Origin of the sequence: Streptomyces sp. NPDC048659 (assembly GCF_040650575.1) — a bacterium.
Classification (GTDB): Bacteria; Actinomycetota; Actinomycetes; order Streptomycetales; family Streptomycetaceae; genus Streptomyces.
In genome coordinates, this window is the sequence record NZ_JBEZHM010000029.1 from 58,801 (window position 1) to 82,931 (window position 24,131).

At 71.9% G+C, this 24,131-nt stretch carries 23 protein-coding genes and 1 tRNA gene; 11 read left to right on the top strand and 13 right to left on the bottom strand.

All coding sequences use genetic code 11. The features are described 5' to 3' along the window. Nucleotides 1-320: 320 nt before the first annotated feature. Nucleotides 321-1,718, bottom strand: a complete 1,398-nt coding sequence (locus tag AB0C99_RS22320; RefSeq protein WP_362477607.1) for a cystathionine beta-synthase — start codon at nucleotides 1,716-1,718, stop codon at nucleotides 321-323. A 171-nt stretch (nucleotides 1,719-1,889) separates the two neighbouring features. Between AB0C99_RS22320 and AB0C99_RS22325 the strand changes: the two genes are divergently transcribed. The 3 genes from AB0C99_RS22325 (at nucleotide 1,890) to AB0C99_RS22335 (ending at nucleotide 5,428) form a co-directional block, all read left to right on the top strand. Then, complete coding sequence (locus AB0C99_RS22325) at nucleotides 1,890-2,945, top strand: SGNH/GDSL hydrolase family protein (RefSeq protein WP_362477610.1); 1,056 nt, start codon at nucleotides 1,890-1,892, stop codon at nucleotides 2,943-2,945. 168 nt (nucleotides 2,946-3,113) lie between these two features. Beyond that, on the top strand, nucleotides 3,114-4,334 hold the full coding sequence (locus AB0C99_RS22330) for an acetyl-CoA C-acetyltransferase (protein ID WP_362477613.1): 1,221 nt from the start codon (nucleotides 3,114-3,116) through the stop codon (nucleotides 4,332-4,334). A 212-nt stretch (nucleotides 4,335-4,546) separates the two neighbouring features. Then, nucleotides 4,547-5,428 carry a hypothetical protein gene (locus AB0C99_RS22335; RefSeq protein ID WP_362477615.1) on the top strand — a complete coding sequence of 294 codons (882 nt, stop codon included), beginning with the start codon at nucleotides 4,547-4,549 and terminating at the stop codon, nucleotides 5,426-5,428. Nucleotides 5,429-5,567: 139 nt separating this feature from the next. Here the strand turns inward: AB0C99_RS22335 and AB0C99_RS22340 are convergent, their stop codons facing one another. After that, nucleotides 5,568-5,897, bottom strand: coding sequence for a hypothetical protein (locus tag AB0C99_RS22340; protein ID WP_362477618.1), 330 nt, complete (start codon nucleotides 5,895-5,897; stop codon nucleotides 5,568-5,570). A gap of 103 nt (nucleotides 5,898-6,000) precedes the next feature. On the opposite strand from AB0C99_RS22340, the gene AB0C99_RS22345 reads away from it, so the two are divergent. After that, nucleotides 6,001-6,231 carry a DUF4287 domain-containing protein gene (locus AB0C99_RS22345; protein ID WP_362477621.1) on the top strand — a complete coding sequence of 77 codons (231 nt, stop codon included), beginning with the start codon at nucleotides 6,001-6,003 and terminating at the stop codon, nucleotides 6,229-6,231. Between the two features lie 18 nt (nucleotides 6,232-6,249). On the opposite strand, the gene AB0C99_RS22350 is transcribed toward AB0C99_RS22345, so the two are convergent. Further along, the gene (locus AB0C99_RS22350; RefSeq protein WP_362477624.1) at nucleotides 6,250-7,125 is read right to left on the bottom strand and encodes an alpha/beta hydrolase; all 876 of its coding nucleotides are present in this window, start codon (nucleotides 7,123-7,125) and stop codon (nucleotides 6,250-6,252) included. A 105-nt stretch (nucleotides 7,126-7,230) separates the two neighbouring features. Here AB0C99_RS22350 and AB0C99_RS22355 point away from each other — a divergent pair, with 105 nt between their 5' ends. Beyond that, a complete protein-coding gene (locus AB0C99_RS22355; RefSeq protein WP_362477627.1) occupies nucleotides 7,231-7,791 on the top strand; it encodes a TetR/AcrR family transcriptional regulator in 561 nt (186 codons plus the stop codon). Between the two features lie 69 nt (nucleotides 7,792-7,860). Here AB0C99_RS22355 and AB0C99_RS22360 read toward each other — a convergent pair whose 3' ends face one another. From AB0C99_RS22360 to AB0C99_RS22370, 3 genes are all read right to left on the bottom strand, one after another. Next, complete coding sequence (locus AB0C99_RS22360) at nucleotides 7,861-8,742, bottom strand: Bax inhibitor-1/YccA family protein (RefSeq protein WP_362477630.1); 882 nt, start codon at nucleotides 8,740-8,742, stop codon at nucleotides 7,861-7,863. Between the two features lie 155 nt (nucleotides 8,743-8,897). Then, on the bottom strand, nucleotides 8,898-9,212 hold the full coding sequence (locus AB0C99_RS22365; RefSeq protein WP_362477632.1) for a 4a-hydroxytetrahydrobiopterin dehydratase: 315 nt from the start codon (nucleotides 9,210-9,212) through the stop codon (nucleotides 8,898-8,900). A 2-nt stretch (nucleotides 9,213-9,214) separates the two neighbouring features. After that, nucleotides 9,215-10,459 (bottom strand): Twin-arginine translocation pathway signal, encoded by a 1,245-nt coding sequence (locus AB0C99_RS22370; protein WP_362477635.1) that lies wholly within the window; start codon nucleotides 10,457-10,459, stop codon nucleotides 9,215-9,217. A 171-nt stretch (nucleotides 10,460-10,630) separates the two neighbouring features. On the opposite strand from AB0C99_RS22370, the gene AB0C99_RS22375 reads away from it, so the two are divergent. The 4 genes from AB0C99_RS22375 (at nucleotide 10,631) to AB0C99_RS22390 (ending at nucleotide 13,553) form a co-directional block, all read left to right on the top strand. Then, entirely contained in the window at nucleotides 10,631-11,134 is a 504-nt protein-coding gene (locus AB0C99_RS22375) for a DUF6415 family natural product biosynthesis protein (RefSeq protein WP_362477638.1), read from the top strand. A gap of 72 nt (nucleotides 11,135-11,206) precedes the next feature. Further along, nucleotides 11,207-11,482, top strand: coding sequence for a hypothetical protein (locus tag AB0C99_RS22380; RefSeq protein ID WP_362477640.1), 276 nt, complete (start codon nucleotides 11,207-11,209; stop codon nucleotides 11,480-11,482). Further along, complete coding sequence (locus tag AB0C99_RS22385) at nucleotides 11,482-12,471, top strand: MvdC/MvdD family ATP grasp protein (RefSeq protein ID WP_362477643.1); 990 nt, start codon at nucleotides 11,482-11,484, stop codon at nucleotides 12,469-12,471. The genes AB0C99_RS22380 and AB0C99_RS22385 overlap by 1 nt, the downstream gene beginning before the upstream one ends. Then, nucleotides 12,468-13,553 (top strand): methyltransferase domain-containing protein, encoded by a 1,086-nt coding sequence (locus AB0C99_RS22390; protein WP_362477645.1) that lies wholly within the window; start codon nucleotides 12,468-12,470, stop codon nucleotides 13,551-13,553. Before AB0C99_RS22385 ends, AB0C99_RS22390 begins: the two co-directional genes overlap by 4 nt. Before the next feature lie 123 nt (nucleotides 13,554-13,676). On the opposite strand, the gene AB0C99_RS22395 is transcribed toward AB0C99_RS22390, so the two are convergent. Further along, nucleotides 13,677-13,758 (bottom strand) — tRNA-Leu (locus tag AB0C99_RS22395). Nucleotides 13,759-14,123: 365 nt separating this feature from the next. On the opposite strand from AB0C99_RS22395, the gene AB0C99_RS22400 reads away from it, so the two are divergent. Then, nucleotides 14,124-14,894: an ABC transporter ATP-binding protein gene (locus AB0C99_RS22400; RefSeq protein WP_362477648.1), complete on the top strand. Its 771-nt coding sequence runs from the start codon at nucleotides 14,124-14,126 to the stop codon at nucleotides 14,892-14,894. A gap of 56 nt (nucleotides 14,895-14,950) precedes the next feature. Further along, nucleotides 14,951-17,479, top strand: a complete 2,529-nt coding sequence (locus AB0C99_RS22405; RefSeq protein ID WP_362477651.1) for an FtsX-like permease family protein — start codon at nucleotides 14,951-14,953, stop codon at nucleotides 17,477-17,479. A gap of 75 nt (nucleotides 17,480-17,554) precedes the next feature. Here AB0C99_RS22405 and AB0C99_RS22410 read toward each other — a convergent pair whose 3' ends face one another. The 6 genes from AB0C99_RS22410 to AB0C99_RS22435 form a co-directional block, all read right to left on the bottom strand. Then, nucleotides 17,555-18,760, bottom strand: a complete 1,206-nt coding sequence (locus AB0C99_RS22410; protein WP_362477654.1) for a phospholipase D-like domain-containing protein — start codon at nucleotides 18,758-18,760, stop codon at nucleotides 17,555-17,557. 110 nt (nucleotides 18,761-18,870) lie between these two features. After that, nucleotides 18,871-20,214: a cyclopropane-fatty-acyl-phospholipid synthase family protein gene (locus tag AB0C99_RS22415; RefSeq protein WP_362477657.1), complete on the bottom strand. Its 1,344-nt coding sequence runs from the start codon at nucleotides 20,212-20,214 to the stop codon at nucleotides 18,871-18,873. Nucleotides 20,215-20,381: 167 nt separating this feature from the next. After that, the gene (locus AB0C99_RS22420) at nucleotides 20,382-21,767 is read right to left on the bottom strand and encodes an NAD(P)/FAD-dependent oxidoreductase (protein WP_362477660.1); all 1,386 of its coding nucleotides are present in this window, start codon (nucleotides 21,765-21,767) and stop codon (nucleotides 20,382-20,384) included. Between the two features lie 380 nt (nucleotides 21,768-22,147). Beyond that, nucleotides 22,148-23,068 carry a Ppx/GppA phosphatase family protein gene (locus tag AB0C99_RS22425; RefSeq protein WP_362477663.1) on the bottom strand — a complete coding sequence of 307 codons (921 nt, stop codon included), beginning with the start codon at nucleotides 23,066-23,068 and terminating at the stop codon, nucleotides 22,148-22,150. Continuing rightward, nucleotides 23,065-23,604: a DUF501 domain-containing protein gene (locus AB0C99_RS22430; RefSeq protein WP_362477666.1), complete on the bottom strand. Its 540-nt coding sequence runs from the start codon at nucleotides 23,602-23,604 to the stop codon at nucleotides 23,065-23,067. The genes AB0C99_RS22425 and AB0C99_RS22430 overlap by 4 nt, the downstream gene beginning before the upstream one ends. A 14-nt stretch (nucleotides 23,605-23,618) precedes the next feature. Beyond that, nucleotides 23,619-24,089 (bottom strand): septum formation initiator family protein, encoded by a 471-nt coding sequence (locus AB0C99_RS22435; RefSeq protein WP_362477668.1) that lies wholly within the window; start codon nucleotides 24,087-24,089, stop codon nucleotides 23,619-23,621. Nucleotides 24,090-24,131: the final 42 nt, after the last annotated feature.

Below are 24,131 nucleotides of genomic sequence, written 5' to 3' on the forward strand. Positions count from 1 at the left end.
CGGAGGCCAAAGAAGGGCTGGAGCAGGGCCGGCGAAGGGCCGGCGAAGGGCCGGGAAGGGCCGGAAAAGACTGTCGCGGGGACCGCCGCACCCCCGTTGCCGGGGGGCGGGACGACGGCGGTCCCCGCGAGGGACACGGGCCCGGGTCAGGGCCGGTCCGCGTCCGGGGCGTCGGGAGTCCGGGAGCCGCTCCGGAGTTCCGTGACGCCGATGAGCCCAATCTGCCGGACGCGTGTTAAGCGGGTGCTGCGGGCACGTGTCGCGCTCGTACCGGTTGCGCGAACGCACCCGCCGTCACCGCCCGGACACGGTCCGAGGGCTCAGTGCTGCTTCTTGGCGCCCCCGTTGGCGGCGAGGAAGGCCAGCAGGTCCTGGCGGCTGACCACGTCGGTCGGCTTGCCCTCGACCAGCACGATCGCCGCGTCCGCGTCGCCGAGGACGGACATCAGGTCGGCGACCGGCTCGCCCGAGCCGACCTGCGGCAGCGGGTCGCACATGTGGTGCTCCAGCGGGTCCTCCAGGGCGGCCTTCTGGTTGAAGAGCGCGCTCAGCAGCTCGCGCTCGACGACCGAGCCGACGACCTCGGCGGCCATCACGTCGGGGTGGCCGGCGCCCGGCTTCACGATCGGCATCTGGGAGACGCCGTACTCGCGCAGCACCTCGATGGCCTGGCCGACGGTCTCGTCCGGGTGCATGTGGACGAGCGAGGGCAGGCCGTGCGACTTGTGGCTGAGCACGTCGGCGACGGTGGCGGAGGTGGTGTCCTCCAGGAAGCCGTAGTCGGCCATCCACTCGTCGTTGAAGATCTTGGAGAGGTAGCCGCGGCCGGAGTCCGGCAGGATCACCACGACGACGTCGTCCGGGCCGAGCTCCTTGGCGACCTCCAGCGCGGCGACGACCGCCATGCCGCAGGAGCCGCCCACCAGGAGGCCCTCCTCCTTGGCGAGGCGGCGGGTCATCTGGAACGAGTCCTTGTCGGAGACGGCCACGATCCGGTCGGTGCCGGTCCGGTCGTACGCGGTCGGCCAGAAGTCCTCGCCGACGCCCTCGACCAGGTACGGGCGCCCGGAGCCGCCGGAGTAGACCGAGCCCTCCGGGTCGGCGCCGACGATCTGGACCGCGTTGCCGCTGATCTCCTTCAGGTACTTGCCCGTGCCGGAGATCGTGCCGCCGGTGCCGATGCCCGCGACGAAGTGGGTGATCCTCCCCTCCGTCTGCGCCCACAGCTCCGGGCCGGTGCTCTCGTAGTGCGAGCGGGGGTTGTTCGGGTTCGAGTACTGGTCCGGCTTCCACGCGCCCGGCGTCTCACGGACGAGCCGGTCCGACACGTTGTAGTACGAGTCGGGGTGCTCGGGGTCGACGGCGGTCGGGCAGACGACGACCTCGGCGCCGTAGGCCCGCAGCACGTTGATCTTGTCCGTGGACACCTTGTCGGGGCAGACGAAGATGCACTTGTAGCCCTTCTGCTGGGCCACGATCGCGAGGCCGACGCCGGTGTTGCCGGACGTGGGCTCGACGATGGTGCCGCCGGGCTTGAGCGCGCCGCTCTCCTCGGCCGCCTCGATCATGCGCAGGGCGATGCGGTCCTTGACCGAGCCGCCGGGGTTGAAGTACTCGACCTTGGCCAGGACCGTCGCCTGGATGCCCGCCGTGACGTTGTTGAGCTTCACCAGCGGGGTGTTGCCGACGAGGCTGATCATCGAGTCGTGGAATTGCACCGTAATCTCCGGGGTCTCCGTAATGGTGTGGCCAGCGTATTGCGTGCGATGCGTAGACGGAGGCGCTTACGGGGCAGTGAGTAACCACGAGGCGGCCGGAAGGCCGCCGACGGCTCGTGGGACCCGAAGGACCCTGAGGACCCGAAGGACCAGAAGGAGGTGGCGGCCCCGATGTCCAGCGCGAGGGTGGCACGGCGGATCGCGGCGGGTGCGGCGTACGGCGGCGGGAGCATCGGACTGCTCGGCGTGGCCGCCGTCGGGGTCCTGCTCGCCGAGGTGCAGCTCGCCAAGCGCTCGGTGGGGGGCGGGGTGGCCCCGCTGCCGCCGGGCGCGGACGGCCGCTACGGGCACGCGTACGGCGCCGAGCCCCCGTTCCGGCTGGCCCTTCTGGGTGATTCCACGGCGGCCGGTCAGGGCGTCCGCCGCACCGGCCAGACGCCGGGGGCGCTGCTCGCCTCCGGGCTCGCGGCGGTCGCCGAGCGCCCGGTGGACCTGCGGAACGTGGCGCTGCCCGGGGCCCGCTCGGACGACCTGGAGCGGCAGGTCTCGCTGCTGCTCTCGGGACCGGCCGGGGCGGCGCCGGACGTGTGCGTGATCATGATCGGCGCGAACGACGTGACCCACCGGATGCCGGCGACCCAGTCGGTGCGCGCCATGGCCTCGGCGGTCCGGCGGCTGCGCACGGCGGGCGCGGAGGTGGTGGTCGGCACCTGCCCGGACCTGGGCACCATCGAGCCGGTCTACCAGCCGCTGCGCTGGCTGGCCCGGCGGGCCTCGCGGCAGCTCGCGGCGGCGCAGACGATCGTGGTGGTGGAGCAGGGCGGGCGGACGGTGTCGCTGGGCGACCTGCTGGGCCCGGAGTTCGCGGCGAACCCGCGCGAGATGTTCGGGGTGGACAACTTCCACCCCTCCGCCGAGGGGTACGCGACGGCGGCGATGGCGCTGCTGCCGACGGTCTGCGCGGCGCTCGCGCTGTGGCCGGAGGCGGACCGGATCGAGGAGGCCCGGCACGAGAACATGCTGCCGGTGGCGAAGGCGGCGGCCGAGGCGGCGAAGGAGGCGGGCACGGAGGTCACCGGCGCCCGCGCGCCGTGGGCACTGCTCAAGCACCGCAGGCGCCGGCGGCTGCCGGTGCCGGGCGCGGCCGAGCCCCCGGCGCCGGGGGCCGCCGACGCCCCGGGCGAGGGCGGCCCGGGGGCCCGGAACGCCTCCGTACGGCAGGAGTGAGGACCCCGTGCGCCCCCGTCCGCACCCTCATGCGCACCCCCGCGCGAAAGCGCTGAGCGTACGCTTAGAAAAGAGGTCCGCATCACACGCCGAGGCCGGTGACCCCATGCGGTACGTACGGGTAACTTCCCTTTCAGTCCGCCCACCCAGCACCCTCCTGGAGCCGTGATGCCCGAAGCCGTGATCGTCTCGACCGCCCGCTCCCCCATCGGCCGGGCCTTCAAGGGCTCCCTGAAGGACCTGCGGCCCGACGACCTCACCGCCACGATCATCCAGGCCGCGCTCGCCAAGGTCCCGGAGCTGGACCCGCGCGACATCGACGACCTGATGCTCGGCTGCGGCCTGCCCGGCGGCGAGCAGGGCAACAACCTGGGCCGGATCGTGGCCGTGCAGATGGGCATGGACCACCTCCCGGGCTGCACGATCACCCGCTACTGCTCCTCCTCCCTGCAGACCTCGCGGATGGCGCTGCACGCGATCAAGGCGGGCGAGGGCGACGTCTTCATCTCGGCCGGCGTCGAGATGGTCTCGCGCTTCGCCAAGGGCAACTCGGACTCCTGGCCCGACACCCACAACCCGCTCTTCGCCGAGGCCGAGGCCCGCACCAAGGCCGTCGCCGCGTCCGAGGGCTCCACCTGGCACGACCCGCGCGAGGACGGCCTGGTCCCCGACGCGTACATCGCCATGGGCCAGACCGCCGAGAACCTGGCCCGCTGGAAGGGCGTCACCCGCCAGGAGATGGACGAGTTCGGCGTACGGTCGCAGAACCTCGCCGAGCAGGCCATCAAGAACGGCTTCTGGGAGCGCGAGATCACCCCGGTGACGCTGCCCGACGGCACCGTCGTCTCCGCCGACGACGGCCCGCGCGCGGGGGTCACCCTGGAGGGCGTCTCCGGCCTCAAGCCGGTCTTCCGCCCCGACGGCCTGGTCACCGCCGGCAACTGCTGCCCGCTGAACGACGGCGCCGCGGCGCTCGTGATCATGTCCGACACCAAGGCGCGCGAGCTGGGCCTGACCCCGCTGGCCCGGATCGTCTCCACCGGCGTCTCCGGCCTCTCCCCCGAGATCATGGGCCTCGGCCCGGTCGAGGCGTCGAAGCAGGCGCTGCGCCGCGCCGGCCTGACCACCGCCGACATCGACCTGGTCGAGATCAACGAGGCGTTCGCCGCGCAGGTGATCCCCTCCTACCGCGACCTCGGCTTCGACCTGGACAAGGTGAACGTCAACGGCGGCGCCATCGCCGTCGGCCACCCCTTCGGCATGACGGGCGCCCGGATCACCGGCACGCTCATCAACAGCCTCCAGTTCCACGACAAGCAGTTCGGCCTGGAGACCATGTGCGTGGGCGGCGGCCAGGGCATGGCGATGGTCATCGAGCGCCTCTCCTAACCGTCCCGCGTCCAAGCCGTGACCGAATCTCCCCCAGGATGTGACCTACATCCCGGGGGAGAGCTGTTTGCGCAGGTCACAGCTGTATCGGGACTAAACACCCGGCCAAAATACCTGTCCATTTCGTGACGTAATGCACTGACAGGGGGCACCACCCCGCGCCAAGCTGAGGTAGGAAGTCGGGGGATCGACTCGGAATCGGGAGTACGTCAGTGAGCGCACTGTCTCTTGCCCTGCTGGTGACCACGGCCGCTGCCACGGCCGTGGGCGTCGCCGCTCTGCACTCCGCCCACGCTCTCCGTAAGCAGGTCACCGCGCTGCGTGGCGAACTCGCCGCCGCCAACGGCCTGTCCGTCCCGCACGCCCGCGAGACGCCGGCCGCCGAGATACGAGCCGCGGTCGCCGAGGCGCTCGCCGAGGAGCGCGAGCGCGAGCTGGCCGAGGCGCGGGCCTTCTGGGCCGCGCAGGAGGCCAGGGACGCCGCCGACGCCCCCTCCCTGCTCGGCGGGCCGATCGGCCCGGCCGACGAGACCGGCCCGTACTTCGTGCCCCGCCAGGCCGATTTCGTGGGCCTGGAGGCGATGGCCCTGGAGGCCATGGAGGCCGAGGCCGCCGCGCTCGACGGCGCCGACCCGCTGGACGCCTTCGACACCTTCGACGCCTTCGACGAGTTCCCCGAGCCGGCCGGCGCCGCCGAGTACCCGGACGACTCCCCCGAGCTCGCCGCGGCCCGCCGCCGACACCCCTCGCACCCCGACTTCGTGCCGGTCCAGACCCCCGTGGTCACCGACCACGAGCGCACGGTGGCGCGCCTGGAGGAGCTGGCGCACGCCCGCACCGCGCTGACCGACGTCCGCCCCGGCCCGCTGGGCACGCTGGACGTGTACGTCTTCGCCGACGGCACCACGCTCTGCATGACCCCCGGCCACCGGGAGACCGCCGAGCGGCTCGCCGAGGCACTGCGCTCCGGCCACACCCCGGTCCTGCTGGGCGGCTCGGGCGTCTCGGGCGCCTACGCCCTGACCTTCTCCTGCGGCGAGGCCGCGGAGGACAACGTCTACATCCTCGCGGACCGCGTGATCGCGAGCCTCTGACGGCCGCCGCCGTCCCTGCTCCTGCCGCGCCCCGCCCGCGCCCTCGCCCGCCGGGGCGCCGCCCCAGCCCGCACCCGCGCCCGTCAGGGCCCCTACGCCGGGGCGCCGACGCCAGGGCGCCCATGCCCGCCGGGGGCGTCTAGAGGCCCGCCCGGGCCTCCGCCTCCCGCACCAGCCCCACGGCCTCGTCCAGGTCCCCTCCGGGGGATTCCGCCGGGGCCGTTCGCAGTGCCTCGGCCAGGTCCGCGGCGGCGACCGCCAGTTGGTCGGCGACGACGAAGACCCCGGCGTCCGGCAGCTCGGCCGGCTCCCGGTCCGGGAACTCGACGCGCTGCGCCCGCCGCGCCAACTCCCTCGCCAGCGCCAGCCCTTCGGCGGCGGCGCCGCGCTGGAGGCGGCTCTGCGGGGCGGCCCGCAGCCGGTCGGCGAACCGCTCTGCGGCGACGGTCAGTCCACTCGTATCACGCACGGTGCGACCCTATGCGCCGCCCGGGCACCATTGCCAACGGGCGAACGCTCGGGCACGGTGACGTGAAGGAGCAGCACACGGCACAACGCGTCCGGAGGCGCCGATGTCCTACACCTTCTCCGAAGAGACCCACCGCAACCTCCTCGCCCGCATCCCCCGCTGCACCGGTCGCGAGATCGCCGACTGGCTGCGGATCGTGGAGGAGGGCCCCTCCCTCCTCCGCTTCGAGGACAAGGTCAGCTGGCTGCGCGGGGCGCACAGCCTCGCGCACGGGCACGCCAAGGCGATCATCCACGAGCACGACCTGCGCCGGGCGGCCCGCCGGATGCTGTGACGGCGGACCGCGCCCGGCTCACTCCTTCACCCGCCGGCCGAGGAAGTCGCGCACCAGCTCCGCGATCTCCTCACCGTGCGTCTCCAGGGCGAAGTGCCCGGCGTCCAGCAGGTGGATCTCCGCGTCCGGCAGGTCGCGGGCGAACGCCTCGGCGCCGGCCGGCCCGAAGATCTCGTCGCCGCGCCCCCAGGCGGCGAGCAGCGGGGGCCGGTGGGTGCGGAAGTACTCCTGGAAGGCGGGGTAGCCCGCCAGGTTGAACTGGTAGTCCCAGAAGAGCTGGAGCTGGATCTCCTGGTTGCCGGGCCGGTCGAGGCCGGCCTGGTCCAGGGTCCAGGTCTCGGGGCCGATGCGGTCGAGCCGGTCGGCCGGGACGCCGTGGGTGTACTGCCAGCGGGTCGCCTCGGCGCTGAGCAGCTCGCGCACGGCGGGCTCGTGCGCCGCGCGGTCCTCGGCGTGCGCGAAGAGGACGTCCCAGAAGGGCGTGAAGCCCTCCAGGTAGGCGTTGCCGCTCTGGGTGACGATCGCGGTGACCCGCTCCGGGTGGCGGGCGGCGATCCGGAGCCCGATGGGGGCGCCGTAGTCCTGGACATAGAGGGCGAAGCGGTCGAGCCCGAGCCGGTCGAGCAGCTTCAGGGTGATCTCGGTGAGCTTCTCGAAGCCGTAGTCGAAGTCGGTCACGGGGGGCGCGGCGGAGGCGCCGAAGCCGATGTGGTCGGGCGCGATCAGGTGGTACGAGTCGGAGAGCGCGGCCATCAGGCCGCGGTACATGTGCGAGCTCGTGGGGAAGCCGTGCAGCAGCACGAGGGTGGGCCGGGACGGGTCGCCGGCCTCCCGGTAGAAGACCTCCAGGCCGTCGATGGTCTCGGTGCGGGCGCGCAGCGCGAAAACGGACACGGGGTGCCCCTTCCTCCGGAGGAGAACGATCGTTCTCTCTTTGTTCTTGTAGAGTAGGAGAACGATGGTTCTCAACGCAAGCGCGATCGCGGAGGAGTGAGCGGGATGGACGCGGAGACCGCCGAACTGAAGCTCCTGGAGACGGCCGAGGCGCTGTTCGACGAGCGGGGGGTGCAGGCCGTGGGGATGGACGCCATCCGGGGCGCCTCGGGCGTCTCCCTGAAGCGCGTCTACCAGCTCTACCCCTCCAAGGACCACCTCGTCTGGGCGGTCCTCAAGCGGCGCGACGCGGCCGTCCGGGAGGCCGTCGCCGCCCATGGCGCCACCCACGCCACCACCCCGTACGGGCGCTGCCTGGCGGTCTTCGACTACCTCGGCGACTGGTTCGCCGGCCCCGGCTTCCGGGGCTGCGCCTTCATCAACACCTTCGGCGAGATGGGCAGCATCTCCCCGGACGTCGCCGAGATCGCCCGCGGGCACAAGCAGGCCATGCGGGACTACTTCGCCGAGCAGACCACCGCGCTGAACGCCCCGCCAGCCCTGGCCGACCAGCTGGCCCTGCTGGCGAACGGGGCCATGGCGGTGGCGGGCATCAACGGCACCTCGGAGCCCGCCGCGCAGGCCAAGGACGCGGCCAGGGTCCTGCTGGACGCCGCGGTCTCCTGAGCCCCCGGGGAACGCGGAAGGGCCCGCCCGGCTGATGCCGGACGGGCCCTTCGCTCACTCGCTGACGGGTCAGTCGTCGCCCTGGAGGATCGACAGCAGACGCAGCGCCTCCAGGTAGATCCACACCAGGGTCATGGTGAGGCCGAAGGCCGCCAGCCAGGACTCCTCGCGCGGAGCGCCGTAGGTGATGCCGTCCTCGACCTGCTTGAAGTCCAGGGCGAGGAAGCAGGCACCGAGGACGATGCCGATGACACCGAAGAGGATGCCGAGGCCGCCGCTGCGGAAGCCGAGGCCGTCACCGCCGGAGAACACGGCGAACAGCAGGTTGACCACCATGAGCAGCATGAAGCCCATCGCGGCGGCCATCACGAAGCCGTAGAAACGGCGGGTGACGCGGATCCAGCGCATCTTGTACGCGATCAGCACACCGGCGAAGACCGCCATGGTGCCGAGCACGGCCTGGATGACCACGCCGTCCGCGATGTACGTCGAGACGGCGGCGGAGATCACACCGAGGAAGACGCCCTCGAAGGCCGCGTAGCCCAGGATCAGCGCCGGCGACGGCTTCCGCTTGAACGACTGGACCAGCGACAGCACCAGCGCCACCAGGGCGGCGCCGATCGCAATGCCGTAGGACTTGCCCAGGCTCTCCGGGTCGACCGGCAGCAGCAGCCAGGCCAGCACGGCGGTGAGCACGACCGTACCGAGCGTCATGGCCGTGCGGCTCACCACGTCGTCGATCGTCATCACGTTGCCGCGCGCCTGCTGCGGCGCACCGAGCGCGGTGTCCTGCGGCGCGTACGGGTTGGTCGCGTACGGGTTGCCGGTGGCGTACGGGTTGGTTCCGACGGCGGGGCCCCCGGCCTGCGGCTGCTGCGCGTTGAAACCGGCGTAGCCGCCGTTGTCGCGGCTGAACCCCCGTCGCGAGAAGACCGGGTTGCTGCTCCTCATCTCACTCCTCCATGGGCCGCACTGCGCGGCGTCTCCTCAAGAGTAATAGGGAAGCAAAAGAAACTCCCTAGTGCTCGGGGAGGATCTTTGGAACGTAAGGGGATGAGAAGGCGACGGAAAGGAAGACGAGCACCCCCGGGGCGGGACGGCCAGGGTCATTCGAGGGGGATGGCCTGGTGGGCGGCGACGATCGCGTCGATGCGCCGCGCCAGATCGAAGTCCGCCGCGGTCAGCCGGTACCCGGCGTCGTGCGTGGTGAGGGACGCGCGCAGGTGGTCCATGCGCAGGTCGAGGTCGGCATGGTGCTGGACCCGGCGCGACCGGTCCGCGATCGTGACGATCGCGGCCACGGCCGCGTGGTAGCGGATCGGATACGTGCGGCTGATCACCTCACCCGTACGCTCCCACCCCGGCAGGCCGGCCAGCCGCTCCGTGATCTCCGCCTCGCCCAGCGGCTCGGGTGCACCCATCGTCAGCTCCCCTCGGTCACGGGCACGAGGATCTCGGCGAGGTCCCGCCCGACGGGGGCATCGTGCCACGGGCGCATCGCCCGCTCCAGGGTGGCCAGCTCTCGGCGCATCCGGGCCGACCCTGTCTCGACGGCGATCGCGACCACGGACCGGGCGATCTCCAGAGCCTGCTCGGGTTCGCGTGCGGCGGCGGCAGCCGTGGCGTGCCGGGCCATGTAGACGCCACGGTCCCGGCGGGCGGTCGCGGGCACAGCGTCGAGGACCTGGTTCCACAGCGCGCCGGCCTCTGCGCCGAGACCGAGCCGCCCGTAGCAGGTGGCGCGCTGCACCTCCAGGTATCCCGGGGTCCGGCGGACGGCGTTGCCCCAGGGGAGATCGTCGTCGACGCACCCGACGAGACCGGCGGCCCGGTCGATGAGCTGGTCGACGGAGGTGCGGTCGCCGGTGAGGCTGGCGCCGTGGGCCTGCTGCTGCATCGCCATGATCCGTACTTTCGGCACGACGCGGTCGGCGTCGTCGAGCGCCGCCTCGCAGAGGTCGATCACGCCGTACCCGTCGCCGAGGTCGGTGCGGACCTGGGCCTGGTTGACGAGGGAGTAGCCGATCAGGTGGGGGTCGCGGGACCGCACCGCTATCTCCTGGGTCACGCCACGCCAGAAAGCCGCGGCTCCGAGGTCACCGGCGTCCTGGTAGAGCCAGCCGACGAGTGCGGCGTAGGCGGCGCCGACGCGGAGGAGACCGCGGCGGGTCTCGCCCTTCGCGGAGCGGACGAGTTTGTCGATGAGCTGGTACTGCGCGGACACGGTCCCGATGAGGTCGTGCGGACCGAGGAACATGTCGGCCCGGTAGTGCCCTTCCAGCTGCTCCTGGAAGTACGTGATGAGGGCCGGGTCGACGTGCTGTGTCGTGACCGGTCCCGGCATGAGGGCTGCGGCGGTCACGGTGACGAACTGGCGGCGCCTCACATCGGCCTCTTCGTGATGGTCCGGCCGGATCCAGCCCGGCGGCGTGGTGAATCCCAGGTCCTCGGGCCAGCGCCCGAGGGCATCGTGCAGAACCGCCGCAGTCTCCTCGGCCGGCCATCCGGGACGCTCGCCTTCCCAGCGGCGCCACGTCCTCGCTGACACGGTGAAGTGCACGTCATCGAGGAGCTGCTGCCCGTGTGCCTGGAGCCCTGATGCGGCCTGCTCGACGGTGCGCCAGCCCCGGCGCAGCCGGGCGGCTCGAAGCGCGTCGTTGCGACTCATGCCGCCAGTGTGAGGGGTCGATCGGGGCCGTCGTCGGCAGTGGCCGCGACGTGGCCATGCGTGGCCCCTCAATGGCCTGTCCGCGTTAGCCGCGCCCGGCCACCATCGTCTGTAGCCGAGGGCGGTGCAGCGGGACGCCGGAGATGCCCTCCAACGACCCAGGGAGCGGGCATGGACGAGCAGCCCCAGCACGACCGGCCGACCGAGGAACTGGTCGCCGACGACCTCGCTGCTGCCGTCGACCTAGGCGCTGTGCTCGGCCAGGCGGCCGATGTCGCGGAGGCCCATGTCGAGGCCGAGGCCGAGCGGTGCATCGCCGCCGCGCTCAGCCTGCGGCACTACTGCCCGAGCGACGCCGCCCTCGGCCGGCTGACGGACGCGCTTCTCACGTACGGCTCGTCCCTCGCCTACGGCGTGAGGCTGATCCCGGAGGGCGAGCGGCCCGCGCGCGGCAGCGCCGCCGTGGCGAAGTGGACCGAGCTCGTGGCGAGCGGTCCGGACGACGGTCCGCTCGCGGACTGGAGCTACGCCCGCCGGCTCGGTCTCATCGCCCGTGACCTGCTCCAGACCCTCCGGCACCGCCGCCATGCGGACCGGCCCGCCTCGTTCGTCGGGCGCCCGTCGCTCCCGCCGGTGCCCACCGACGCCGCCCCCGTCACCGGGCGCGCCCGGTAGCTACTGCCGAGCGCCATGGGCAGCACCCCGCCCGGGGCGGGAAGCGCACCACACACCACCACAGGAGGACACATGTCCGCACTGCTCGACCGCGTTCCGACCACGTCCCACACGATCGCCACCGCGCCGCCGGGACCGGCAGAGTCCCGGCCCTTCGGGCTCGACTCGCTCAGCAACCCCGTCGTGGTCGGCGAGCAGCCGGTCCTCACCGTCGACCCGATCACGCAGCTGTCCCTCGTCGGCGGGAAGGCCGCGCTGCTCGACCCGGTCCTGGCCGGCTCCTCGTGCAACACCGAGTCCGACGGCTCCACCGTCATCTCCGTCGACACCGACCAGAACGACGACTGATGATCCTCGACTCCGCGCGCGGCGGCCTTCCGCCGCACGTGCTCGTCGTCACCTACGCCCTCGACCCCACCGCCGACTACGTCCTCAGCGAGCTCAACGCGCGCCGCGTCCCCTTCTGGCGCACCGACCTCGCCGACTTCCCCACCCGCACCCGCCTGCACGCCCGGCTCGGGCCCTCCGGCCGCTGGCTGGGCTCGGCGCACGACGACGTCCGGGGCATCGACCTGTCCCAGTTGCGGGCCGTGTGGTGGCGCAAGCCCACGCCGTTCGCGTTCGCCGCCACGATGAGCGAGCCCGAGCGGCGGTTCGCCCGCTCGCAGGCCCGGCACGCCTGGACCGTGCTGTCCTCGCTTCCCGAGGTGCTGTGGGTCAACCGGCCCGAGCGGAACGGCGACTGCACCAAGCCCGTCCAGCTGGCGGCGGCCGTCGAGTCGGGGCTCCACGTGCCCGACACGCTCATCACGAACGACCCCGCCGACGTCGCCGAGTTCGCCCGCGAGGTCGGCGGCCCGCTCGTCACCAAGGTGCTGGGCGGCATCGTCCACACCGAGGGCGGCAAGCGCGGGCAGTTGTACACCCGCCGTGTCCCGCCCGAGCAGTACGGCGACCCACGCATCGCCCTCACCGCGCATCTGTTCCAGCGCGAGATCACGCACAAGGCGTACGAGATCCGCGTCACCGTCGTCGACGGACAGCTCTTCCCCGTGACCGTCCACGCGCCCGCCGGTCCCGGGCGGCTCGACTGGCGCCGCGACACGAGAAACCTCACCTACGCCCCCGCCCGCCTGCCCGGATACCTCCGCGACGGCATCCGCGAGATGATGCGCCGCCTCGGGCTCGTCTACGCGGCGCTCGACTTCATCGTCGACCGCGCGGGCGCCCACTGGCTCGTCGACGTCAACCCCGGCGGGCAGTGGGCATGGATCGACCTCACCCGCGACGCCCTCACCCAGGCGCTCGCCGACCTCCTCGAAAAGGGGACCGCATGACCGCTGAGGCCACCACCGACGAAGCCGCCGCCGCGCGCGCCCGACTCGTCCAGGACCTCGTCGACGCGGGCGCCCTCGCCGACCCCCGGTGGCGCGCCGCGTTCGAGGCCGTGCACCGCGATGCCTTCGTCCCGTACTTCTTCGATCACCTGGGGCGGCGGATCTCCGGCGACGACCCCGCGACGGCCGACGCCTGGTCCGCCGGCGTCCACGCCGACCGCGCCCTCGTCACGCACCGCACCGACGGCGCCGCGACCTCCTCCAGCTCCGAGCCCTCCCTGATGGCCTCGATGCTCCACGCCCTCGGCGTCGAGGACGGGATGCGCGTCCTGGAGATCGGCACCGGCACCGGCTACAACGCCGCTCTGCTCTCCCACCGCCTCGGCGACGGCCAGGTGGTCACCGTCGATATCACCGAGGAGATCACCGGCCCCGCCCGGGAGCGGCTCGCGGCGGCCGGTCACGCGCCGGTCGTCGTGACCGGTGACGGCGCCGCCGGGTGGCCCGAGGGTGCCCCGTACGACCGGATCATCGTCACCTGCCGCCTCGACGCCGTCCCGCGCCCGCTCCTCCACCAGCTCACCGGGAACGGGGTCCTCCTCGCCCCGCTCGGAAACGCGCTCGCCCGCGTCCGGCGCACCGGCGAGGACTCCGCCGAGGGCCGGTTCCTCTCCGGCGCCTTCTTCATGGCCATGCGCCACGGCGCCGGGACCGGAGTCGCCCGCCGTCCCGACCTCCCCGCCGGGCCGGGCCGCCCCTCGACGCTGCCGGTCGCGGACCTCGTCGACGGCTCCTTCCGCTTCCTCGTCAGCGTCGTCGCCCCCGGCCTGGTCTGGCAGTACGGCCTCGACGGCACCTGGGTCTGGGCCCCCGACGGCTCCATCGCCGCCCTCACCCCCGACGGCACCGTGACCGAGGCCGGCCCCCGGGCCCTGTGGAGCGAGCTCGAAGCGGCACACGAGATCTTCGCGGCCCATGGGCGGCCCGCCCCCGACCGCTACGGCGTGAGCGTCGGCGAGGGCTCTCAGAGCGTCCGGCTCGGCGGCCTCGACGGGCCCGTCTGGGGGCTCGCGGCCGAGTAGGCGGGGACTGGCCGCCCGCCCTGGCCTCCCGCGCTTCCGGCTCGCTCTTCCCATGGCGTCCCGAGACCCGCCAAATACGCCGAAAACCCCCCATCTTCGCAGGTGAGGGGCCCGGAGGGGCAGTGCCCGGAACCGGATTCGAACCGGTACGGCCTGGAGGCCAGCGAGGTTTAAGCTCGCCGTGTCTGCATTCCACCATCCGGGCGTTCGCGAAGCTCCGCGTTGGCACATGAGCCTATCGGGGCGGGTCGCTCGTTCAGCGGAACGCTCTTCCGATGTTGTCTTATTTTATTGACAGCTGAGGGGGTGTCAGTGCAGGTGAGGGCCCTTCGTTGAAGGGCCCTGGGGGTTGCGGGGGCGAAGTGCGGGGCGCCGGATTGACGAAAACTCGCCGACAGTCCGCACAGAGTCCGTCAAGATCAGGGTCACCGTCATACCTCAGGAGGAGAGCCGGGACCCCCGGTCCGACTCCAGGCTGCCCCTGGAACGGGCACGTGGGCGGACGCTGCGGCCCCGAACGTTCGAAACGATGGAGTGGTTCCCGAACAGTCGCAGTGACAGGAGTCCGTCGTGACCACCACTCCCACCGTGCCCCGCTCGACCGCGGTGGCCGCCCGCGCCACCGACCTCTCCAAGGTCTACGGGCAGGGCGAGACCCAGGTGGTCGCCCTCGACCATGTCAGCGTGGACTTCCGGCAGGGCGAGTTCACCGCGATCATGGGGCCCTCGGGCTCCGGCAAGTCGACGCTGATGCACTGCGTCGCCGGGCTCGACTCCTTCAGCTCCGGCTCCGTGCGGATCGGCGACACCGAGCTGGGCACCCTCAAGGACAAGCAGCTCACCCAGCTCCGCCGGGACAAGATCGGCTTCATCTTCCAGGCGTTCAACCTGCTGCCGACCCTCACGGCGCTGGAGAACATCACGCTGCCGATGGACATCGCGGGCCGCAAGCCCGACAAGCAGTGGGTGCAGAACGTCATCGACATGATCGGCCTCTCCGGCCGGCTCAGCCACCGCCCCGCCCAGCTCTCCGGCGGCCAGCAGCAGCGCGTGGCCGTGGCCCGCGCGCTGGCCTCCAAGCCCGAGATCATCTTCGGTGACGAGCCGACCGGAAACCTGGACTCGCGCTCCGGCGCCGAGGTGCTGGGCTTCCTGCGCAACTCGGTCCGCGAGCTCGGCCAGACCGTGGTGATGGTCACCCACGACCCGGTCGCCGCCTCCTACGCGGACCGCGTGATCTTCCTGGCGGACGGCCGGATCGTCGACGAGATGCTGCACCCCACGGCGGACGGCGTGCTCGACCGCATGAAGGCGTTCGACGCCAAGGGCCGCACGAGCTGACGCGGCCCCGCGCCGCACCCCGTCCTCCGCCCCTGCTTCCGTTCAGGACCCCACCCATGTTCCGTACCGCCCTGCGCAACGTGCTCGCGCACAAGGCCAGGCTGCTGATGACCGTCCTCGCCGTCATGCTCGGCGTGGCCTTCGTCTCCGGCACCCTGGTCTTCACCGACACCCTCTCCAACGCCTTCCGCAACCAGTCGGCCAAGAGCTACGACGACGTCGCCGTCGCCGTGAGCGCCGCGCCGAACCAGCACGACCCGAACCAGACGCCGGGCCTCACCGAGCAGACCCGGCAGAAGATCGCCGGGCTCGACGGCGTCGCCGACGCGACCGGCCGGGTCAACGGCTTCGCCGGTGTCCCGGACAAGAACGGCAAGCTGATCGGCGTCGGCTGGTCCAACAAGGGCACCAACTACGCCCCCGGCCAGGACGGCAAGGACTCCGCGTACACCTTCGTCGGCGGTACGGGCCCGGCCGCGGCCGACCAGATCGCGCTCGACAAGGAGTCCGCCGACAAGGGCGGCTACAAGGTCGGCGACCCGGTCCGGGTGGCCACCAACGGCCCCGTCGAGACGTACACCCTCTCCGGCGTCTTCACCACCGAGGACGGCGCCGTGAACGCGGGCGGCAGCCTGGTGCTGTTCGACACCGCCACCGCGCAGAAGCTCTTCCTCAAGCCCGGCCACTTCTTCGACATCACCGTCGCCGCCAAGCCCGGCGCCGACGACGCGAAGATCCTCGCCGAGGTGAAGAAGGTCGTCGGCGACACCGCCGAGGCCCAGACCGGCCAGGCCCTCGCCGACCAGCAGGCCAAGCAGATCGAGGACGGCCTCGGCGCGCTCAACCAGATGCTGCTCGGCTTCGCGGGCATCGCGCTCTTCGTCGGCATCTTCCTGATCTCCAACACCTTCACGATGCTGGTCGCCCAGCGCACGAAGGAACTCGCCCTGATGCGCGCCGTCGGCGCCTCCCGCAAGCAGATCACCCGCTCCGTCCTCGCCGAGGCCGGTCTGGTCGGCGTGGTCGCCTCCGTGGTCGGCTTCGGGCTCGGCATCGGGCTCGCCGCCACGCTGCGCTCCGCGATGAGCAGCTTCGGCATGAAGGTCCCGGCCGGCGAGCTCGTCATCGGCACCACCCCGCTGATCTCGGCGCTCGCCGTCGGCATCCTCGTCACCATGCTGGCCGCCTGGCTGCCGGGCCGCCGCGCCGCGAAGATCCCGCCGGTCGCCGCCATGAGCAGCGTCCACGCGGTGGCCTCCACCAAGTCCCTGGTGCTGCGCAACACCCTCGGCGCGATCATCACCGCGATCGGCGCGGTCGGCATCATCGGCGGCGCCGGTTCCGGCGGCGACAACGGCCGGATGCTGATCGCGGGCGGCGCCTTCCTCGCGCTCATCGGCGTGATCGTGCTGATCCCGCTGCTGTCCCGCCCGGTGATCGCGCTGGCCCGCCCGCTCCTGAAGCCGTTCGGCGTGGCCGGTTCGCTGGCCGGTCAGAACGCGGTCCGCAACCCGCGCCGCACCGGCGCCACCGCCTCCGCGCTGGCCATCGGCCTCACCCTGGTCACCGGCCTCTCGGTGCTCGGCGCCACGGTCGGCTCGGCCCTGGACCGGATGACGACCGACCAGATCAAGGCCGACTACATGATCTCCATGGCGAGCGGGGACGGCCTCAACCAGGCCGCCCTGGACGCCGTGCGCAAGACCCCCGGCCTGACCGCCGTCTCGCCGCAGCAGTCCGGCTACCTGGAGGTGAAGGGCACCTTCAAGTCCGCCTCCGGCATCACCCCGGGCGACATCGAGAAGCTCCTCAACCTGAAGGTCGTGAACGGCTCGCTGGGCTCCCTCGCCCAGGGCAAGGTCGCCGTCGACGACAAGACCGCCGAGAAGCAGGGCTGGAAGGTCGGCACCACGCTGCCGGTCGAGTTCTCGGACAAGAAGAAGGGCGAGCTGACGGTCGGCGCGGTCTACGAGGCCAGCGAGTTCGTCTCGCCGCTGGTCCTGGACAGCAAGATCCTCAACGCGCACGACCCCAAGCCGTACATCCCGCAGATCCTCGTCAAGATGGACTCCGGCGCCTCCGCCACGGCCGAGAAGTCCCTGATGAAGGCGCTGGGCGACAACCCCGCCATGACGGTCATGGACCAGAAGGACATCCGCGACTCCTTCGGCGGCGTCATCAACCAGATGCTCAACATCATGTACGGCCTGCTGGCGATGGCCCTGATCATCGCGGTGCTCGGCGTCGTCAACACCCTGGCCATGTCGGTCTTCGAGCGTCAGCAGGAGATCGGGATGCTGCGGGCGATCGGTCTCGACCGGCGCCGGGTGAAGCGGATGGTGCGCCTGGAGGCCGTCGTCATCTCGCTGTTCGGCGCGGTGGTCGGCATCGGCCTCGGCTCCTTCCTCGGCTGGGCGATCGGCGAGACGCTGAAGAGCAGCCTGCCGGACTACGCGCTGGTCCTGCCGTGGGGCCGGATCGGGCTCTTCCTCCTCCTCGCCGGACTGGTCGGCGTGCTGGCCTCGCTGTGGCCGGCCCGCAGCGCGGCGAAGCTGAACATGCTGGCCGCCATCAAGGCCGAGTAGGACCCGCCACGCGCGCCGAAGGGCCGGTCTCCCCGCTGGGGAGGCCGGCCCTTCGGCGTGCCCGGAGCCGTACGGTCAGCTGCCCGCGCAGTACGTCATCAGGTACTGGTGGTTGGCCTTGAACTGCGCGTAGAGCGCCGGATCGTCGATCTTGAGCAGGGTCTCGTCGTTGGCCCGCAGCGCCGGGTAGGTGTAGTTGTGGCTGCCGGTCCACACCAGCTTGCGCCCGGCCGTCCCGTCGTACGTGCCCTCGATCAGCAGGTACTTGGAGTGCAGGCCCGCCTTGGCCACACCCGCGCCCCGGTTCTCGGCGCACTCGACGCGCTGGGTGAGCTTGCCGGAGACGATCGACTCGACGGTGGCGCCCATGGAGCCGGCGGCGCCGTCGTGGGCGAGGATCACCGAGCAGCCGGCGTTCTTGAGGGCGACCAGCTTGGTGGCGACCTCCTTGCGGGTGAAGAGGTTGGCGGCCATCCGGATCTGGGTGCCGCCCGCGCAGGAGACGTTGTCCAGGATCAGCTTCACCGTGTCGGTCGAGGCGTCGTCGTCGTACGTGGTGCCTGCGGCCTCCTTGCGCGGGAAGAAGTACGCCTTGTACGGGCCGCTGGCCGGGGTCTTGTAGTAGTGGGCGAGGCCGCCGGTGGAGCTGCCGTACGACAGGAGGTCGGCGAAGTAGTCCTGGTAGACGCCGTAGAGGCCGCTGTCGACGATGGTGACGGCGTTGTTGAAGAGGTCGGTGCGCTGGACGCCGGTCATGTTGGCGGAGCTCTGCACGACGACGTCGTTCGCGCCGCCCGTGTTCGAGAACAGCCAGAACTTGTTGTGGTTGATGGCGCCGTCGGGGTCGCCGGAGAGCTGCCGGGAGCCGATGCAGCCGCGTCCGGCGGGGCAGGCGAAGACCCAGGAGCCCTGGGCGCGGTCGGTGCCGAGGCGGGCGGCGAGGCGCGGGTACTCGCCGCCGGTCATGGTGACGGAGGTGTGGTCGACGACGACCTTGACGTTCACCCCGCGGTCCTTGGCGGCGCCGAGGGCGTCGGTGACGGTGTCGTCGGTGAAGGTGTAGAGCCCGGCGGTGATGGTGGCGCCCGCCGGGGTCCGGCCGATGAGGCCGACGATGTGGTCGCGGACCCGGTCCTGGGCGGCCGTGTCGCCGGAGGGGTCGTTGAAGGTGGCGGTCGTGGTGACGGCGGCGGTGGTGTCGGCTCCGGCGGGGGCCGGGGCGGCCGTGAGAAGGCCGACGGCGGCGGCCAGGGCGAGTGCCAGACGGGTGGGACGGCGCAAGGTTCCCCCTCGGTCGAAAGCGGCAGATACATGACAATTCGCACGGGAAAGGAAAGGGGTGCCGGTACGTACCGGCACCCCTCCTTCCGGATCCCGAAGGCCCGAACGTATCAGCGCCCCCCGGCCGCCCCGGCGGAATCGGCCGCCCCCGCGGGCTCCGCGGACTCGCTCCACACCCTCGGCCGCAGCGCCACACCCGAGGTGCCCGAGCCCGGCGTCCGTACCGCCAGGAACTGGTTCACCCCGATCCGGTTGCGCTCGAAGGAGACCGCCGAGGCCGCCATGTACAGGCGCCAGATCCGCGCCCGCCCCGGCGAGGTCAGCCGCACCGCCCGGTCCCACTCCGCCTCCAGGTTCGCCACCCAGCGGCGCAGCGTCAGCGCGTAGTGCTCGCGGATCGCCTCCACGTCCCGCACCTCGAAGCCCGCGTCCTCCAGGGTCGTCAGGGTGCGGCCCATCGGCGCCAGTTCGCCGTCCGGGAAGACGTACGCGTCGATGAACTCGTCCACCTCGTACGCCGCCTCGTCCGGCTCTGGGCGGCGCGAGATCTGGTGGTTCAGCAGCCGCCCGCCGGGCTTCAGGAGCCCGTACAGCGCGTCCGCGTACTCCCGGTACTTCACCGTGCCCACGTGCTCGGCCATGCCGATCGACGAGATCGCGTCGAACGGGCCGTCCGTGACGTCCCGGTAGTCCTGCACCCGGATCTCGATCCGGTCGGTCAGCCCCTCCTCGGCGATCCGCTTGCGGGCGAACGCCGCCTGCTCCCGGGAGAGGGTGACCCCGACGACCCGGGCGCCGTACTCGCGGGCCGCGTGGATCGCCATCGAGCCCCAGCCGCAGCCCACGTCGAGCAGCCGGTCGCCCTCCTTCAGGGCCAGCTTGCGGGCGATCAGGTCGAGCTTGTCCCGCTGGGCCTCCTCCAGCGAGCCGCCCTCGGTCCAGTACGCGCACGAGTAGACCATCGACGGGCCCAGCACCAGCGCGTAGAAGTCGTTGCCCACGTCGTAGTGGTGGCTGATCGCCTGCTTGTCGCGGCGCCGGGTGTGCCGGACCCCGCTGCGCCCGCGCATCTCCTCCAGCGGCGGCTTCGGCGGCGGGAGCGGCCCGGCCAGCTTCAGCAGCGCCCCGACGGCGGCCCGGACCTTCGGGTCCCGGGCGCTCTCCAGCAGCCCGCGCGACTCCCCGCCGCGCTCCCACAGCACCCCGGCGAGCCGGTCGAGGACCGTGTACAGGTCCCCCTCGACGTCGATCTCCCCCGCCACCCAGGCTCTCGCGAGCCCGAGCTCCCCCGGCTTCCACAGCAGCCGGCGCAGGGCGCGGCGGTCGCGGATGATCAGTACGGGGCCGTCCGCGGGTCCTGCCTCGCCGCCGTCCCAGGTCCGCAGGCGTACGGGGAGCGGGACTCCCAGCGCGTCCTCGGCGAGGGCGGTCAGCCGCGTCGCGGCGTCGGCCATGATGAAACACCTCCGTGATCTCGTGCCCCAGAAATGCTTGTCACCATGGGAACACCGTCGGTAGGCGTTCCAGTCCCGTTCGAGCGCGACCGGTCCGGAAAAACACGCGAAAGGGCCGTCCGCACCACGGATGGCGGACGGCCCTTTCGGGTGGAACGGGGCGGAGCCTAGGAAGCCTTGGCCTTCTCCTGCACCGGGGCGGCCGGCGCCGGAGCGGGCTTGGCCGCCTCGTAGAACTCCTCGCGCGGGGTCTCCATGGCGCCCAGGGAGACGACCTCGCGCTTCAGGAACATCGCGAGGGTCCAGTCGGCGAAGACGCGGATCTTGCGGTTCCAGGTCGGCATGGCCATGCCGTGGTAGCCACGGTGCATGTACCAGGCGAGACGACCCTTGAGCTTGATCTTCGTCTTGCCCAGGACGATCATCGCGACGCCCTTGTGCAGGCCGAGACCCGCGACGGCGCCCTTGTTGGAGTGGGAGTACTCCTTCTGCGGGAAGCCGCGCATCCCGGACACCACGTTGTCGCCGAGGACCTTGGCCTGGCGCAGCGCGTGCTGGGCGTTCGGCGGGCACCAGGCGCGCTCGGCCGGGACGCCGGCCTTGATCGCGGCCAGGTCCGGGACCTGGGCGTTGTCGCCCGCGGCCCACACGTAGTCCAGGCCGTTGACCTGGAGCTTCTCGTTGCAGTCCACGTGGCCGCGGGGGCCGAGCGGCAGACCGAAGCGGGAGAGCGCCGGGTTCGGCTTCACGCCGGCGGTCCAGACGATCGTGTTGGAGTCGACCTCGAGGCCGTTCTTCAGCACGACGTGGCCGTCGACACAGGAGTCCATCGAGGTCTGGAGGTAGATCTCGATGCCGCGGCCCTCAAGGTGCTCCTTGCCGTACTGGCCGAGCTTCGGGCCGACCTCGGGAAGGATCTTGTCGGCGGCGTCGACCAGGATGAAGCGCATGTCCTCGCGCTTCACGTTCTGGTAGTACTTCGCCGCGTCGCGGGCCATGTCCTCGACCTCGCCGATGGTCTCCGCGCCGGCGAAGCCGCCGCCCACGAAGACGAAGGTCAGCGCCTTGCGGCGGAGCTCCTCATCGGTGGTCGAGTCGGCCTTGTCGAGCTGCTCGAGGACGTGGTTGCGCAGGCCGATGGCCTCCTCGATGCCCTTCATGCCGATGCCCTGCTCGGCGAGGCCGGGGATCGGGAAGGTGCGGGAGACGGCACCCATCGCGATGACCAGGTAGTCGAAGGGCAGCTCGTACGCCTCGCCGACGAGCGGCGAGACGGTGGCGACCTTGCGGTCCTGGTCGATGGTGGTGACCCGGCCGGTGAGCACCTCCGCTCCGCGCACGACGCGTCGCAGCGGGACGACGACGTGGCGCGGCGAGATGCTGCCGGCGGCGGCTTCGGGGAGGAAGGGCTGGTAGGTCATGTACGACCGCGGGTCGACGACCGTGACGGTCGCCTCCGCGTAGCGCATCTTCTTGAGGATGCGCCGAGCTGCGTACAGGCCTACGTACCCGCCGCCTACTACGAGGATCCTGGGACGCTCCGTGGTGCTCATGCATCCGAGTATCCACCCCTCCCCGGGGGGTGGCTCGTGCGCCCCTTCACAAGCTTGCCGGGGTCCTCTGCTACACTCCGCCGCCCACGTGACCCAGGTCATGGTCCAGCAAAGGAACCACGGGGTGCCGGTGGACGTTGTTCACCCCCTGTGAACTGGCCCGGAGAGCCTTACGCAACGCAGAACCGTGGGGTGCGTTCACACGATGGAAACATCGAGCGAAGTGGCCTCCGGACCTGCGAAAGGGCCCCGGGAACCCCCTCGGAGGGACCAATGGTCCTCCTGGGGCTCCAACAGGGCCCTTTCTCTTGTGAAGAACTTCACGAACTTTTCCGACGACACGTCGCGAACGGGCCCCTGTCAGGGCTCATAGGCGCCCGCTATGCGACGGATAGCGCGATCCCATCGAGAATGTCGTGCTCGCTGACGACCACCTCGGCGGCGCCCACGCGCTCCATGATCTCGGCGAGGACCAGCGCCCCGGCGATGATCACGTCCACCCGGCCCGGGTGGATCACCGGGATCGCGGCGCGCTCGTCGTGGGTGGAGCCGAGCAGCCGGGCCAGCACCTCGTCGACCCGCGCGCGGGAGATCCGGGCGTGGTGGATCTTCGTGGAGTCGTACTCCGGGAGCCCCAGCGCGACGGCGGCGACCGTGGTGACCGAGCCGGCCAGGCCGACCAGGGTCTCGGCGGCGCCGAGCGGCACGGTCTCGGCGGCCAGGTCCAGCGCGGCGCGCACGTCGGCCCGGATCGCGGCGACCTCCTCGGCGGTCGGCGGGTCGTGCCGCACGTGCCGCTCGGTGAGGCGTACGCAGCCGATGTCGACCGAGCGGGCGGCCTCGACGTGCCGGTTGCCGACGACGAACTCGGTGGAGCCGCCGCCGATGTCCACGACCAGCCGGCGGTCGTCGCCGGTCAGCTCGCCCGTGGCGCCGGTGAAGGAGAACGCGGCCTCCTGGTCACCGGTGATCACCTCGGGCTCGACGCCCAGGATGCCGACGACGCCGTTCACGAAGTCGGCCCGGTTCTCCGCGTCGCGGGAGGCGGAGGTGGCGACGAAGCGCAGCCGGTCGGCGCCGACCCCGTACTCCGCGAGGACGGCCGCGTACTCCCGGCAGGCCGCGAAGGTGCGCTCCAGGGCCTCGGGGGCCAGCCGGCCGGTCCGGTCGACGCCCTGGCCGAGCCGGACGATCGTCATCCGGCGGTCGAGCTCGATCAGCTCGCCGGTCTCCGGGTGCACGTCGGCGACGAGCAGCCGGATGGAGTTGGTGCCGCAGTCGATTCCGGCGACCCGGGTCACTCGGCGCTCTCCTTCTCTTCGCCGCACGGCGACACGCAGGGGCCCTTCGCCCACCACTCGGGCAGCATGGCCAGGGCCTCGTCGCCGAAGGGGTTCACGCCGGGGCCGGCGACCAGGGAGTGGCCGACGAGCACGTGCAGGCACTTGACCCGGTCCGGCATCCCGCCGGCGCTCGGGAAGCCCTCCAGGACCTCGATGGCGTCGCGGCGGCGCAGGTAGTCCTCGTGGGCGGCGCGGTAGGCGGCGGCGAGCTCCGGGTCGGTGGCGAGCCGGGCCTGCATCTCCTTCATGACCCCGTTGGCCTCCAGGGTCCCGATCGCCGAGGCCGCCCGGGGGCAGGTCAGGTAGTACGTGGTCGGGAACGGCGTGCCGTCGGGCAGCCGGGGCGCGGTCTCGACGACGTCGGGGTTGCCGCACGGGCAGCGGTGCGCGATGGCGCGCAGACCACGGGGCGGCCGGCCGAGCTGCTGCTCGAACGCGGCGACGTCCGCGTCGGTCGGCTCGGTGGGGGCGGTCTGCGGAGGGGGCGTTTCCATGGTGGGTCCTGGGTTCAGTGGCGGTCGGCGCTGTCCACGCCGTCCCACAGGTTGTCGTACCAGGGGCGGTCCGTCGCGCCCTGGTCGGTGCGGGGCCGGTGCTCCGCGTCCGGGTCGGTCACGGTGAAGCCGGTCTCGCCGGGCATCACGTAGTGCAGGTGCTCGCGGGCCAGCCGGCGCACGTAGGCGGGGTCCTGGAGGCGGGCCTTCTCGTCCCGCAGCTCCTCGACCCGCCGGGCGGCCTCGGCGGCCTTGCGCTGCTGGTCGGCGATCTCGCCCTGCTGGGAGACGTACTGCCGCATGGGGTAGGCGAGCGCCACCACCAGCGAGCAGACCACCAGGGCCAGGAAGGCCGCGCGGCCGGTGAGCCGGGAGCGGCGGGCCTGGCGGCGGGTCTGGGAGCGGTAGACACGGGCGGCGGTCTGCTCGCCGAGCAGCCTGATCCGGGTCGCGGTCGAGAACCGGTCCCGGTCCTTCACGGCCATCTCGTACGCCTCCCCTTCCACTGCCGACCCTCTTCACACGTA